Here is a 13,159-nt window from a genome sequence, read left to right as displayed (position 1 = left end):
TGCGCCCAGATCGAGCAAAGCGTACAGCCGCACCCGCTGTTCCGCCGCCGTTCACCACGGGAGCACGGGCCGGAAACCGGCCGCGTCCACGATCGACCAGAACCCGGACCCCCGGTCACCTCAGCACCTTCCCCCACCCGAAAGGCCCACCCGTGCAGCACAAGCGCACCCTGGCCGGCATCGCCCTGGCCGCCGCAGCGATCGTCACCCTCGCCGGATGCTCGGCGACGAGCTCCGCGAGCGCCGGCTCCGACGGCGACGCCGACTGGAAGACCGCCACCAGCGCCCAGTCCGCCGGCGGCATGGACGCCCTCGTCAAGGCCGCCAAGGCCGAGGGTCAGCTGAACGTCATCGCGCTGCCGCCGTCGTGGGCCAACTACGGCAAGATCATCGACGGCTTCACCAAGAAGTACGGCATCAAGATCAACTCTGCGAACCCGAACGGCTCGAGCGCCGACGAGGTCGCCGCCGTGAAGTCGCAGAAGGGCCAGTCCACCGCGCCCGACGTGCTCGACCTCGGCAACGCGGTGCTGCAGGAGAACCTCGACCTGCTCACCGACTACAAGGTCGCGAACTGGGACGACATCCCCACCGACCTGAAGGACAAGGACGGCGCGTGGACGCGTGACTACACCGGCCTGATGTCGATCGGGTACGACTCGTCGAAGATCTCCGACGCCCCGAAGGACCTGCAGGACCTGCTCGGCAGCGAGTACAAGGGCAAGGTCTCGATCGCGGGCGACCCGACGCAGGCCAACCAGGCAGCATCGGCCGTCTACCTGGCGGCGCTCGAGAACGGTGGCTCGGCCGACGACATCACGAAGGGCGTCGACTACTTCGGCGACCTGAAGAAGGCCGGCAACTTCCAGAACGTGCTGCCGACGCAGGCCACGGTCGCCTCGGGTGAGACCCCCGTGGTCATCCAGTGGTCGTACAACAACCTGGCGTGGGGACCGGCAGCGGGCGCGAGTGGCAACAAGGACTGGAAGACCGTCGTCCCGAAGGGGCAGGCGCTCGGCTCGTACTACTCGCAGGCCATCACCAAGGACGCCCCGAACCCCGCGGCCGCCCGCCTGTGGCAGGAGTACATCGCCAGCCCGGAGGCCCAGAACCTGTACCTGCAGGCCGGTGCCTTCCCCGCCACCCTGTCGGCGATGGAGAAGTCCGGCAAGGTCGACCAGGACGCCCTCGACGCCGCCGGTGGCGCGCCGAAGGACTACGTCGAGCTGACCGACGCCCAGGTCGCCGACGCCGCGACGGTGCTCAAGGCCAAGTGGTCCTCGACGATGGGGTCCTGAGCAGCATGACCACCGCATCGGCAGACGCGCCCGCGACGAGCGCTCCGAGCACCGTGCGCCCGGCGTCCGCGCCCGCCGATGCCGTCCGTCGCGGCGCCGGACCCCGTGTCCGGCGCCGCGTCGGTCTCGCCTGGCTGGGGCTGACCCCCTTCGCCGCCTACGTCCTGCTGTTCCTCGCGGTCCCCGCCGTGATCGCGATCGGCAGCGGCTTCTTCGACGGCTCCGGAGCGTTCACGTTCGCGAACCTCGCGGCCTTCGCCGACCCGTCCGTGCTGCGGGCGTTCGGCGGGTCGTTCGGCCTGTCCGCCGCCTCCGCGGTCATCGGAGCCGTGCTCGGCGCGGTCGTCTGCTGGGCGCTCTCGGCACTGCGGCCGGACGGACTGGTCCGGTCGATGATCGACTCGGCGGCGAGCGTCCTCGCCCAGTTCGGCGGCGTCATGCTCGCGTTCGCGTTCATCGCCACGATCGGCGTGCAGGGACTCGTCACGACGTGGTTGGTCACGGTCTTCCACGTCGACCTCAACGCAGACGGCGCCTTCCTGTACACCGTGCCCGGGCTCGTCATCCCCTACGTCTACTTCCAGGTGCCGCTCATGGTCCTCACGTTCATGCCCGCCCTCGAGGGTGTCAAGGCCCAGTGGGGCGAGGCCGCCGCGACCCTCGGCGCCTCGCGCCTGACGTACTGGCGCCGGATCGCGTTGCCGGTCCTGGCGCCGGCGTTCTGGGGGTCGCTCCTGCTGCTCTTCGCGAACGGCTTCTCGTCGTTCGCCACCGCCGCGGCCCTCATCTCGCAGGGCGGCATCGTGCCGCTCACGATCCGCACGCAGCTCACCAGCGAGACGCTCGTCGGCCTGCAGAACGTCGCCGGGGTGCTCGCGTTCGGCATGGTCGTCGTGATGGCGGTCGTGATGGGCGCCTACTCGCTGCTGCAGCGCCGAGCCGCCAGGTGGCAGCGATGAGCGCGGCGGCACCGGTCCGCCCGGTGCGTCCGGCGCAGCCGGTTCGGCTCGGAGGCCCGTCCCGCGTCCGCCGCTTCGGCACGGCCCCGTCCCGTGGTGCGGCAGTGACCGTGCTCACCGTGATCGGGCTGCTGTTCGCCGTCCCGCTGGTCGCCCTGCTGCAGTTCACGTTCCGGCAGGGCACCGACGGCGGCCTGACCTTCGCGCACTGGGCAGCGATCGGCGACCCGGCCAACGCGTTCACCTACCAGCCCGTGTTCGACGGGCTCGGGGCGTCGCTGCTCATCGCCGTGATCACCGTCGGGATCGTGCTGCTCGTGCTGCTGCCCGCCCAGATCATCACCGCGCTCCGCTACCCGGGGCTCCGACGCATCCTGGAGTTCGTCTGCATCGTGCCGATCACCGTGCCGGTCGTGGTGCTCGTCGTCGGGTTCATCCCCGTCTACCAGGTCGTCTCGCAGGTCTTCGGCTCCGGCGCCTGGACGCTGGCGTTCGCGATCGGGATCGTCACACTGCCGTTCGCGTTCCGCCCGATCGCCGCCGCCATCACCGCGATGGACCTGATCGTCCTGTCCGAGGCCGCCCGCTCACTCGGTGCCTCGTGGTGGACCGTCACCTGGCGCGTGCTCCTGCCGAACCTGCGCCGGGGCATCACCGCCGCGTGCTTCCTCACGATCACCGTGGTCCTCGGCGAGTACACCCTCGCCGCGTTCCTCTCCCGCAGCACGTTCCAGACCGGGCTCGTGCTCGTGCAGGGGACCGACCCGTACGTCGCCGCGATCTTCTCGGTCGCCGCGCTCGTGTTCGGCTTCGTGCTGCTCGTCCTCATCGGCCGCATCGGGACCCGTCGCACGGGCCGGGTCCGCCGCACCCGCACCACCCGTCGTCCCCGCACCCAGGAGTCCGCATGACCGTCACCGCTCCGGCAGCCCCGGCGTCCCTCGCCACCACCGGTGCCGTCGTCGAACTCCACGCCGTCGAGAAGCACTACGGCGCACACCGGGCGCTCGCGGGGCTGTCCCTCCGTGTCGAGCCGGGGGAGTTCGTGTCGCTGCTCGGCCCGTCCGGCTGCGGCAAGACGACGGCGCTCCGGGCGCTCGCGGGCCTCGAGGCGATCGACGCCGGCTCGATCCGCATCGACGGCCAGGACGTCGCCGACACCCCGGTCAACAAACGCGACATCGGCATGGTGTTCCAGCAGTACTCGCTGTTCCCGCACATGACGGTCCGGCAGAACGTCGCCTTCGGCCTCGAGATGCGCCGGGTCCCCGCCGCCGAACGCAGGAGCCGCGTGGTCGAGGCCCTCGACATGGTCCACCTCGGCGAGTTCGCCGAGCGCTACCCGCACCAGCTCTCCGGCGGGCAGCAGCAGCGCGTCGCCCTGGCCCGTGCCCTGGTCACCCGCCCCCGGGTGCTCCTGCTCGACGAGCCGCTGTCGGCCCTGGACGCGAAGGTCCGGGTCTCGCTGCGCGACGAGATCCGCCGCATCCAGAGCGACCTCGGCATCACCACGGTGTTCGTGACGCACGACCAAGAGGAAGCGCTCGCCGTCTCCGACCGGATCGCCGTGATGCAGGCGGGCGACATCGAGCAGATCGGCACGCCCGAGGAGCTCTACCGCACCCCGTCGTCGGCCTTCACGGCGGACTTCGTCGGCCAGTCGAACCGGCTGCAGGGCGACCTGCGCGGGGGCGACGTCTTCGTGTACGGGTTCCGGGTGCCGGCGCTCGACTCCTCGGCTCCGGACGGCCCGGTGCTCGCCTACGTCCGGCCGGAGGACATCGCCTTCGCCCCCGAGGGCATCACCGGCACCGTCGTCACCTCGAGCTTCCTCGGGTCGATCCGCCGCACCACCGTCCGCCTGGACGACGACACCGTCGTGACCGTCCAGCACGAGGTCGGCGACCGCCGGGCCACCGGCGACCCCGCCGCCGTGCGCCTGCTCGGCGCACCGGTCGCGGTCGCGCCGCTCGCGTAGTCGCGACGAGGTTTCGCGCTGAGCGACAGTCCGCGCGCGACCAGATGCGTGGACTGTCGCTGTGCCCGAAACGTCGGGGGACGCGGACGGGAGGCCCGTGGCGGCCTGGCACCGCGCCTCCAGGCCGGTGGGGTCAGCGCTGGAAGCGCGCCTCGCGCTCGTCCGCCAGCCCGGCCTCGACGCGTGCCCGCATGTTCTCGGACATGTCGGGCAGGGCGTCGAGCCGAGCCCAGAACGCCTCGGTGTTCTCGCCGTCGGCGGGGTTCGGCGTCCCGGAGACGTACCGGCAGGCGAAGACCAGGTCGAGGTACTGCGACCGGTCGCCGTTCGGGTAGGTCATCTCGGGCAGCACCTGCACCCAGGCCAGGCGTTCGGCGACGGCGACGACGTCGGCTTCCTCGAGGACCTCGCGTTCGGCGGCGACGGCCGGTTCCTCGCCCGGGTCGACGATCCCGGTGACCGGCGTGTACGCGCCCGTGTCGGCCCGTCGCACCACGAGCAGTTCGCGCTCGGCGCCGGAGCCGCGCGTCACGATCGCGCTCACGCCCGACAGCCAGAGCGGCGCCGTGCCGATCTTCTCGCGCAGGGACAGGACGAAGTCGGGGGTCGGCATGCCTCCACGCTACCCACACGACCCCTGTCGCAGACTGGTCATGACCAGTAGGCTGGGCATGTGGAGATCATCATCCTGCCCACGCCGGACGAGGTCGGTCGCGTCGCCGCGGCCAAGATCGCGTCCGTCGTCGCCAAGAAGCCGTCCGCCGTCATCGGTCTCGCCACCGGATCCAGCCCGCTGGGCATCTACACCGACCTGCAGCGCCGGGTGCAGTCGGGCGAGATCTCGTTCGCCGAGGCCCGTGGGTTCGCCCTCGACGAGTACGTCGGCATCCCGCTCGAGCACCCCGAGTCGTACGCTGCCGTGATCACCCGCGACGTCGTGGCGCCCCTCGGCTTCGACGCGTCGCGCGTGCGGGTGCCGGACGGCCGTGCCGCCGACCTGGAGTTCGCGGCCAAGGAGTACGACGCCGCGATCCGTGCCGCGGGCGGGATCGACGTGCAGATCCTCGGCATCGGGGCCAACGGCCACATCGGGTTCAACGAGCCGACGTCGTCGTTCGCCTCGCGCACCCGCATCAAGACCCTCGCGCCGTCGACCCGTGACGCCAACGCGCGCTTCTTCGACTCGCCCGAGCAGGTCCCGACGCACTGCATGACGCAGGGGCTCGGCACCATCCTCGAGGCCCGCGAGCTCGTCCTCGTCGCCCAGGGCCCGTCGAAGGCGGCGGCCGTCGCCGCGGCGGTCGAGGGGCCGCTCAGCTCCTTCGTGCCCGGTTCGGCCCTGCAGCTGCACGAGCACGCGACCGTCGTCGTCGACGAGGAAGCCGCCGCCGGGCTGCAGCTCGCCGACTACTACCGCTACACGTACGCGAACAAGCCGGCCTGGCAGCGGTTCGAGTAGGCCGCCGCCGGCGTCTTCCGGCCCGGTCCAGGTCCGGTGTCAGGCGCGCGCGGCTGCGGCGAGGCGGCTGAGCCCCTCGTCGAGGGTCTCCGCCGAGCACCCGAAGTTCAGCCGCGCGAAGCCCCGGCCCTGCCGTCCGAACGCCGGGCCGGAGCCGAGCGCCACCTTCGCCCGGTCGACGAGCTCCGCCGCGGGGTCGTCGCCCCACGGCAGCGCCCGCAGGTCGAGCCACGCCAGGTACGACGCCTGCGGCTGCCGGTACTCGGCGCCGGGCAGCACGTCGCCGATCCGCTCGGCCAGGGTGCGCCGGTTCGCCGCGAGCTCGGTGAGCAGTGACGCCAGCCACGGCTCGCCCTCGCTGAAGGCCGCGACGCTCGCGGTGTAGCCGAGGATGCCGGTGCGCTCGACGACCTCGGTCGGCAGGCCGTCGAACCAGGCGCGGGCCCGCTCCGAGGCGCCGATCATCATGGCGCACTTCGTGCCGGCGAGGTTCCAGGCCTTGCTCGCACTCGTCAGGGCGACGCCGAGCGATGCGGCCTCGGGGCAGGACTCCAGGAACGGGGTGAACGCCGCGTCGGCGTGCACGAGCGGCGCGTGGATCTCGTCGGACACCACGACGGCGTCCCACTCGGCGGCCAGCCTCGCAAGTGCGACGAGCGATGCACGGTCGTGCACCAGGCCGAGGGGGTTGTGCGGGTTGCAGAGCAGCACCGTGCGGGCTCCGTCGGCGAACGCCTGCGCGAGGCCGTCCAGGTCCATCCGCCAGCCGGCCGTGGTGTCGAAGGGGTCGGCCGGGCCTGCGGGGGCGAGCAGCGGGACCTCGGTGACGGTGCCGCCGGCCTCGGACACGTACTCCCAGAACGGCGGGTACACGGGCGGCATGATGACCACCTGGTCGCCCGGCTCGATGACCCGGCGCAGCACCTCCACCGCAGCGACCGACACGTCCGTGGTGGTGCGGACCAGGTCGGGGTCGACCCGCCACGCCCACCGGCTCTCGGCGAAGTCGGCGAACGCCTCGGGCAGGGCCCGCCCGTGCCCGACGTACCCGGTGTCGCCGTTCGTCACCGCCGTGACCAGGGCGTCGCGGATCGGCTCGGCGAGCATGCTGTCCATCTCGGCGACGAACATGGGGAGCACGTCCGGCGGGTAGGCCGTGTACTTCTCGCTCGTGCGGAACCGGTACGCATCGAAGACGGACACCATGACGCTCATGCGCCCATCCTGACAGCGAGGCACGCGGGGCGCGAGGGTGGCGGTCAGGCCGGGCGGAGGCCCGCCAGCAGCACCTCGACGTAGCGCTCGGGGTCGTGCACCCGGGAGCCTCCCGCCACGGCGGCCGCCCGCATGCCGCACAGCAGCCGTCGCAGGTCGTCCGCGTCGACGTCGGCACGCACGAGCCCCTCGGCCCGTGCCCGAGCGAGCAGTGCGTCGACGGACACCACCAGGCCTCCTGCGAGCGCAGCGGTGTCGGCGCACGAGAACCCGCCGTTCGTCAGCAGGTCGCCCAGGGCGGCATCGTCGACCATGCTCCGGAAGGCAGCCGTCACGACCCCGCGGAGCGCGTCCCCTGTGTCGGGCAGCGCGACGGCGACACGGACGAGGTCGAGCATGTCCTCGAGCGCGTCGATCGCGAGCGCCTCGAGCAGGTGCTGCTGCGACGGGAAGTGCCGGTAGGCGGTCCCGACACCCACACCGGCCTCGTGTGCGACGGCGTTCAGGAGCGGCTGCTCGCCGCGCTCGAGGAACGACCGGGCGACGTCGAGCAGCGCGGTCCGGTTGCGCTGCGCATCGGAACGCAGCGCTTCGGGACGGGCCATGGCGATCGTCATGCGGACACCCTATCCGGTTGTGCTAGCGTTCCGGATGGATCATCCGATTCGATACGGAGTGCGGACAGGAGACGACGATGGAACCCTTCACGTGGGAGCCCGGACAGATGGCGGACCAGCACGGGCGGACGGTCGTGGTCACCGGTGCGACCGGCGGACTCGGTCTGGTGGTCGCGACCCGACTGGCCGCCGCTGGAGCGCGCGTCATCGCGGCGGTCCGCAACCCGGACAAGGCGGCTCGCGTCCTACCCGCGGGTCTGGAGGCGCGGGTCGTCGACACCGCGTCGGTCGCCTCGGTCACGGCATTCGCCCGGCAGCTCGCCGCGGACGGCATCGTCGTGGACGCCCTCGTCAACAACGCCGGCGCGACGCTCGGCGCGTTCGGGCTGACCGACGAGGGCATCGAACGCACCTGGGCCACCAACGTCGTCGGCCCGGCCGGCATCGCCGACGCGATGCTCCCGGTGCTCGGTGGACCGTCACCCCGGGTCGTGCTCGTCGGGTCGAACCTGTCGCAGCGCACCCGCCGCGTGCCTGCACCGGGCGGGGTCGACGATGCGAGCGGCTACTCCCAGTTCGCCGTGTACACCGACTCGAAGACGGCGGCGACGGCGCTCGCGGTCGACCTCGGCGAGCGGCTCCGCGCGGCCGGCTCGGACGTCCGCTCGGTCATCGCACACCCCGGCATCGCGGCGACGGGGATGAACGACCAGGCCGAGACCCTCACGCAGCGCCTCGGTGGCCTGGTCGCCCGCAGCATGGCCCGGACCGCGGAGGACGGCGCTCGCTCGACGCTCTGGTCGGCCACCGCACCGGACGTCGCCGAGGGGGTGTTCGTCGGTCCGGCACTGCGTCGGGGTGACCGGCGGCTGCACGTCGTCCCCGTCCGCGGGGCAGCCGCCGACCCGGGGTTCCGGCAGCGGGTCCGCACCTTCGTCGACGAGGTCGCCGCGCGCACGACGGCCTGATCACGTACCGGTCGGCACCGTTCCGTGCGACACTCACCCGATGATGGGGGTGGACGACGCAGCGACGGACGACCCGGTGGGTGCGGAGTACGCGCGGCTCGAGCGGGAGCGCCGGAAGGGCTGCGGCGTCCGGGTCGAGCGCCGCGTCGCGCTCGCCGCGGTGCTGGTGCTCTGCGTCGTTCCCGTCGCGATGTTCGCCACGATCGTCTCGACACTGCGCCTGTTCGGGGACAACGTCGAGAGTCCCGGTGCGGTCCACACCTACGAGTTCTTGCTCGTCCTGGGACCCGTGGCCTGCTTCGTCGCCGTGCTCCTCGGCGTCCGGACGGGGCGCACCGGCGTCGTGGTGACCGCCGTCGTCATGGTGCCGATCGTGCTCGTGGCCGCCTACGTCCTCGCCGTCCCGCAGGGGCGCTGGAACCAGACGGAGCAGGACACCCGGCGTGATCGCGAGGCGCCGGCCTGTTACAGCGGCACCGACAGCTGCGCGGAGTACGGCGGCTGACCCCGAGCCGGCAGCACCGGAGGGCGCCGGGGCCCGTCGCCGAACCCGACGTGAACAGCGGGAGAGCGCTGGGTGACGAGAGCGGACGTCCCCCGTCCGAGGGGGCTAGCGTCACGAACGTGAACCGATCTCGCGTGCACCGTCGCCCGCTCGTCCGTCCGCTCCCGCTCGCCGCGGTGGCCACGATCGCCGTACTGCTGGGCACGGGGATCGTCGCCGCGCCGGCGGTGGCCTCGCCATCGACGCAGGCCGGGCGGACCGTGAGCGATCCGGCCCGGTACGTCGACCCCTTCGTCGGCACGAGCAACAACGGCAACACCTGGCCCGGGGCCACCGCACCGTTCGGCATGGTGCAGTGGAGTCCCACCGGGACCGCGGGCGACCAGACGTCGACCCCGGTCGCGAACGGCTACTCGTACGACGTGAACCGGCTGCGCGGCTTCAGCCTGACGCACCTGAACGGGGCCGGGTGTGCTCCGGGTGCTGCGGGAGACGTGCCGATCATGCCGGTCACGACCCCGGTCACGACCTCGCCGTCGGCCGACTCGAAGGACGCTGTCTACGCCGCCGGGTACTCCCACGACCAGGAGTCCGCGAGCCCCGGCCGCTACGGCGTCACGCTCGACAACGGCGTCCGCACCGACCTCGCCGTCACCACGCGCGCCGGCGTCGGCGCGTTCACGTTCCCGGCCGGCAAGGACGCGAACCTGCTGTTCCGCACGTCGAACTCGATCAACGGCAGCGAGGCCGCGATCACCCGCGTCGACCCCCGCACCCGCACGGTCAGCGGCAGCGTCCTGACGGGCGGCTTCTGCAGCCGCCGCGCGAACGGCGGCGGCGCCACCAACCCGGACCGCCGCAGCTACTACCGCCTGTACTTCACCGCGACCTTCGACACGGCGTTCGCGAGCACCGGCACCTGGAAGGACGGGACGGTCCAGCCTGGAGGCACGTCCTCCTCCGGTGGGGAGGGCTACCTGACCGGGGCCGACCGCGCCGGACGCGGCTCCGGCGCGTGGGTGGGGTTCGACGCGCGTCGCGGAGCGACGGTGCAGGCGAAGATCGGCATCTCGTACGTGAGCGCAGCCGGGGCTGTCGCCAACCGTGACGGCGAGGTGACCAAGCGCTCGACCGTCGCCAGCGTGGCGGCCGGCACACGGGCCTCCTGGAACCGTGAACTGTCGCGCCTGCGCGTCGGCGGCGGCACGGCGGACCGGACCACCCAGCTCTACACGTCGGTCTACCACGCACTCATGCAGCCGAACACGCTGAACGATCGCGACGGGCGCTACCTGGGCCCGGACCTGCGGGTGCACCGGATGGACCGCGGACACCGGACCGTCTACGGCACGTACTCCGGGTGGGACCAGTACCGGGCGCAGATCCAGTTGCTCGCGCTGCTGCGGCCGGACGTCGCCGGGGACATGGCGCAGTCGATGCTGCGGTTCGCCGAGCAGAACGGCGGGGTCTGGGACCGGTGGCTGCACCTCGGCGCGCCGACGCACGTGATGACCGGCGACCCCTCGGCCGCGACGCTCGCCACCTGGTACGCCATGGGCGTCCGGAACTTCGACGTCCGGGCCGCCTACGCCTCGCTGAAACGCCAGGCGACGGTCGAGAACGCGGACGCCGAGAGCGACATCGGGTGCCCGGGGCAGTGCCTGGCGCAGCGGCCCGCACTCGACGAGTACCTGGAGCGGCAGTACGCGGCGAACGACGACTGCTCCTGCTGGGGCGGTGCGGCCGAGACCCTCGAGGACTCGATCTCCGACAGCGCGCTCGGGTACTGGGCGGGTTCCCTCGGACTTCGTTCCGACGCCCGGATGTTCGCCGAGCGCGGGACCTCCTGGAAGAACACCTTCAACGCCGCCGTCGGGTACCAGGCCGCGCGGCAGGCCGACGGCTCGTGGACGCCGGGCTGGTCGCCGTCGACGGGGACCGGGTTCGCGCAGGGCACCAGCGCGCAGTACACCTGGCTCGTGCCGCAGGACGTGCAGGGGCTGTCCAGCGCGCTCGGCGGGGACGACGCCGCGGTCGCACGGCTCGACGACTTCTTCCACGACGCCTCGGGCAACTGGGCGGTCACCGGTGGCGACGCCACGAAGTTCGACCCGACGAACGAGCCCGACATCCACACGCCGTGGATGTACAACGCCCTCGGCAAGCCCTGGAAGACGCAGGAGACCGTGCGGCAGGTCGTGGACGACGCCTACTCGACCGGCCCCGGCGGCCTGCCCGGCAACGACGACCTCGGCACGATGAGCGCCTGGTACGTCTTCGCCTCGATCGGCCTGTTCCCGCAGACGCCCGGGCGAGCGGAGATGCTCATCGGCAGCCCGACGTTCAGCACGGTCGACATCCGGCGCGCGAGCGGGGAGCGGATCGTCATCCGGTCGAACGGGACCGAGCCGTACGTGCAGGGAGCCCGGTTGAACGGGCGGACGCTCGAGCGGTCGTGGGTGCCGGCGTCCTTCGTGACGCGGGGCGGCACGCTGTCGCTCCGGGTCGGGGAGACGGCGGACACGTCGTGGGCGAGCGGCGAGCGGGGGCGCCCGGTCGACCGCTGAACGCGCGCTGCGCGCTTCAGCGCAGCTCGCGCCCGCCGCCCCACACGCGCTGCACCTCGAGCGACGGCGACAGCGCCACGAGGTCCGCGGCGAACCCCGGAGCCAGCCGACCCAGGCGGTCGCCGATCCCGAGTGCCGCGGCCGGCACACTCGTCAGCGCCGCCACGGCCTCGGGCAGGGTCCGCCCGGCGAGCGAGACCGCGTTGCGGAGCGCCACGTCCTGCGTCAGCGTCGACCCGGCGATGGTGTCGGTCCCCGCGACGTGCGCGACCCCGTCGGTCACCGTGACGTCGAGCGATCCGAGCCGGTACGAGCCGTCCGCAGCGCCGGCGGCACCCATCGCATCGGTGATCAGCGCCACACGACCCGGCGTCGCCCGGAAGAGCGTCTCCGCCACGACCAGGTGCACGTGCACGGCGTCCAGGATGAGCTCGAGCGTCACACGGTCGTCCGCCACGGCAGCGCCGATCGGCCCCGGTGCGCGGTGGTGCAGCCCGGGCATCGCGTTGCACGCGTGGGTCAGGATCGTCGCCCCGGCGTCGAAGGCGGCACGGGCCTGGTCGTACGTGCCGACCGTGTGGCCGACGGCGACCGTGACGCCGGCCTCGACGAACCGGCGGACGGCGTCGAGGGCTCCGGGCAGCTCGGGCGCGATCGTGACCTGGCGGATGACGCCCTCGCCCGCCTCGAGCAGCGCGTCGACCGCGGCGGGTGTCGGGTCGATCAGGAACGACTCGTTGTGCGCACCCTTGTTGTGCGGGGACAGGAACGGTCCCTCCAGGTGCACGCCGAGCACGAGCGGGTCGGCCGCCATCACGGCGCGGACGCGGGCCAGCGACGCCGTGAGGGCGGGGACCGGGTTCGCGACGAGCGACAGGACGGAGCGGGTCGTGCCGTGCGAACGGTGCATCGCGAGCGAACGGTCGAACGAATCGTCCTCGTACGCCTCGGTTGCCCCACCGTGCCCGTGCAGGTCCACGAAGCCGGGCGTCAGGACCGCGTCGCCCAGGTCGACGACCCGGTCGGCCGCGGGGGCCTCGAGGCCGGAGCCGGTCGCGTGGATCGTGTCGCCGACGACCAGGACCCAGCCGTCGGCCGTGGTGCCGGCCGTGTCGACGACGCGGGCTGCGCGGACCAGCGTGCGCTGGGCCTCCTGGCCGGTCTGGAGGCCCGTGGTGCTCATGCGGTCTCCTTGCGGAACGCGATCAGGCCGCTCAGAGCGGCGATCACGATGAAGACGATCCCGACGACCGGGTGCCCGATGGAGATCCAGGTCGCGCCTGCGGCGACGACCAGGGCGACCTCGACGATGGTCTTGCCGACGATGTCGGTCTCGATCGGGGACCGCGGCGACCGGAAGAAGTACCAGACGACCGCGGCGAACAGCGGGGCGCCGACCATGAACAGGTAGCCGGGGAGCGGGAGCTGCCACGACCAGTAGCCCCAGAAGGCCAGGGACAGCAGGCCGAACACCATCACGGCGATCCGCAGGACCATCCAGGCCTCGAACCGCCGTCGCGGCTGCCGGACGGCGGCCGGGTCGGGAACCGATTCCCAGTCGACGGGGGACTGCGGGGCGTTGGTCATGGTGCT

13 protein-coding genes are annotated in these 13,159 nt (G+C 72.4%); 8 read left to right on the top strand and 5 right to left on the bottom strand.

All coding sequences use genetic code 11. The features are described from left to right. Nucleotides 1-152: 152 nt before the first annotated feature. From BR70_RS0114600 to BR70_RS0114585, 4 genes are read left to right on the top strand one after another with little or no spacing between them, the layout of a single operon-like run. Nucleotides 153-1,298 (top strand): ABC transporter substrate-binding protein, encoded by a 1,146-nt coding sequence (locus BR70_RS0114600; RefSeq protein WP_027466658.1) that lies wholly within the window; start codon nt 153-155, stop codon nt 1,296-1,298. Between the two features lie 5 nt (nt 1,299-1,303). Next, nucleotides 1,304-2,257: an ABC transporter permease gene (locus BR70_RS0114595; protein ID WP_027466657.1), complete on the top strand. Its 954-nt coding sequence runs from the start codon at nt 1,304-1,306 to the stop codon at nt 2,255-2,257. Further along, nucleotides 2,254-3,168 carry an ABC transporter permease gene (locus tag BR70_RS0114590; protein WP_027466656.1) on the top strand — a complete coding sequence of 305 codons (915 nt, stop codon included), beginning with the start codon at nt 2,254-2,256 and terminating at the stop codon, nt 3,166-3,168. Before BR70_RS0114595 ends, BR70_RS0114590 begins: the two co-directional genes overlap by 4 nt. After that, entirely contained in the window at nt 3,165-4,235 is a 1,071-nt protein-coding gene (locus tag BR70_RS0114585) for an ABC transporter ATP-binding protein (protein ID WP_027466655.1), read from the top strand. Before BR70_RS0114590 ends, BR70_RS0114585 begins: the two co-directional genes overlap by 4 nt. A gap of 133 nt (nt 4,236-4,368) precedes the next feature. Here BR70_RS0114585 and BR70_RS0114580 read toward each other — a convergent pair whose 3' ends face one another. Next, nucleotides 4,369-4,848 carry an NUDIX hydrolase gene (locus tag BR70_RS0114580; protein WP_027466654.1) on the bottom strand — a complete coding sequence of 160 codons (480 nt, stop codon included), beginning with the start codon at nt 4,846-4,848 and terminating at the stop codon, nt 4,369-4,371. 60 nt (nt 4,849-4,908) lie between these two features. Here BR70_RS0114580 and nagB point away from each other — a divergent pair, with 60 nt between their 5' ends. Next, a complete protein-coding gene (gene nagB, locus BR70_RS0114575; RefSeq protein ID WP_027466653.1) occupies nt 4,909-5,694 on the top strand; it encodes a glucosamine-6-phosphate deaminase in 786 nt (261 codons plus the stop codon). A 39-nt stretch (nt 5,695-5,733) separates the two neighbouring features. Here nagB and BR70_RS0114570 read toward each other — a convergent pair whose 3' ends face one another. Then, nucleotides 5,734-6,909: a MalY/PatB family protein gene (locus BR70_RS0114570; protein ID WP_027466652.1), complete on the bottom strand. Its 1,176-nt coding sequence runs from the start codon at nt 6,907-6,909 to the stop codon at nt 5,734-5,736. Nucleotides 6,910-6,953: 44 nt separating this feature from the next. Continuing rightward, nucleotides 6,954-7,526, bottom strand: coding sequence for a TetR/AcrR family transcriptional regulator (locus tag BR70_RS0114565; RefSeq protein WP_027466651.1), 573 nt, complete (start codon nt 7,524-7,526; stop codon nt 6,954-6,956). 77 nt (nt 7,527-7,603) lie between these two features. Between BR70_RS0114565 and BR70_RS21180 the strand changes: the two genes are divergently transcribed. From BR70_RS21180 to BR70_RS0114550, 3 genes are all read left to right on the top strand, one after another. Then, entirely contained in the window at nt 7,604-8,494 is an 891-nt protein-coding gene (locus tag BR70_RS21180) for an SDR family NAD(P)-dependent oxidoreductase (RefSeq protein WP_051596983.1), read from the top strand. Nucleotides 8,495-8,534: 40 nt separating this feature from the next. Next, complete coding sequence (locus BR70_RS0114555; protein ID WP_027466650.1) at nt 8,535-8,999, top strand: hypothetical protein; 465 nt, start codon at nt 8,535-8,537, stop codon at nt 8,997-8,999. Nucleotides 9,000-9,118: 119 nt separating this feature from the next. Continuing rightward, nucleotides 9,119-11,566 (top strand): GH92 family glycosyl hydrolase, encoded by a 2,448-nt coding sequence (locus BR70_RS0114550; protein ID WP_231495710.1) that lies wholly within the window; start codon nt 9,119-9,121, stop codon nt 11,564-11,566. A gap of 16 nt (nt 11,567-11,582) precedes the next feature. Here BR70_RS0114550 and nagA read toward each other — a convergent pair whose 3' ends face one another. Both nagA and BR70_RS21175 read right to left on the bottom strand, forming a co-directional pair. Further along, nucleotides 11,583-12,749, bottom strand: a complete 1,167-nt coding sequence (gene nagA / locus BR70_RS0114545) for an N-acetylglucosamine-6-phosphate deacetylase (protein WP_051596982.1) — start codon at nt 12,747-12,749, stop codon at nt 11,583-11,585. After that, a complete protein-coding gene (locus BR70_RS21175; protein ID WP_051596981.1) occupies nt 12,746-13,153 on the bottom strand; it encodes a YrdB family protein in 408 nt (135 codons plus the stop codon). Before BR70_RS21175 ends, nagA begins: the two co-directional genes overlap by 4 nt. Between the last annotated feature and the right edge of the window lie 6 nt (nt 13,154-13,159).

The sequence above is a fragment of the Curtobacterium sp. UNCCL17 genome, assembly GCF_000686685.1.
Lineage (GTDB): Bacteria > Actinomycetota > Actinomycetes > Actinomycetales > Microbacteriaceae > Curtobacterium > Curtobacterium flaccumfaciens.
Note: the sequence above shows the minus strand (reverse complement) of the source record. Positions and strands in the feature narration are given on the sequence as shown.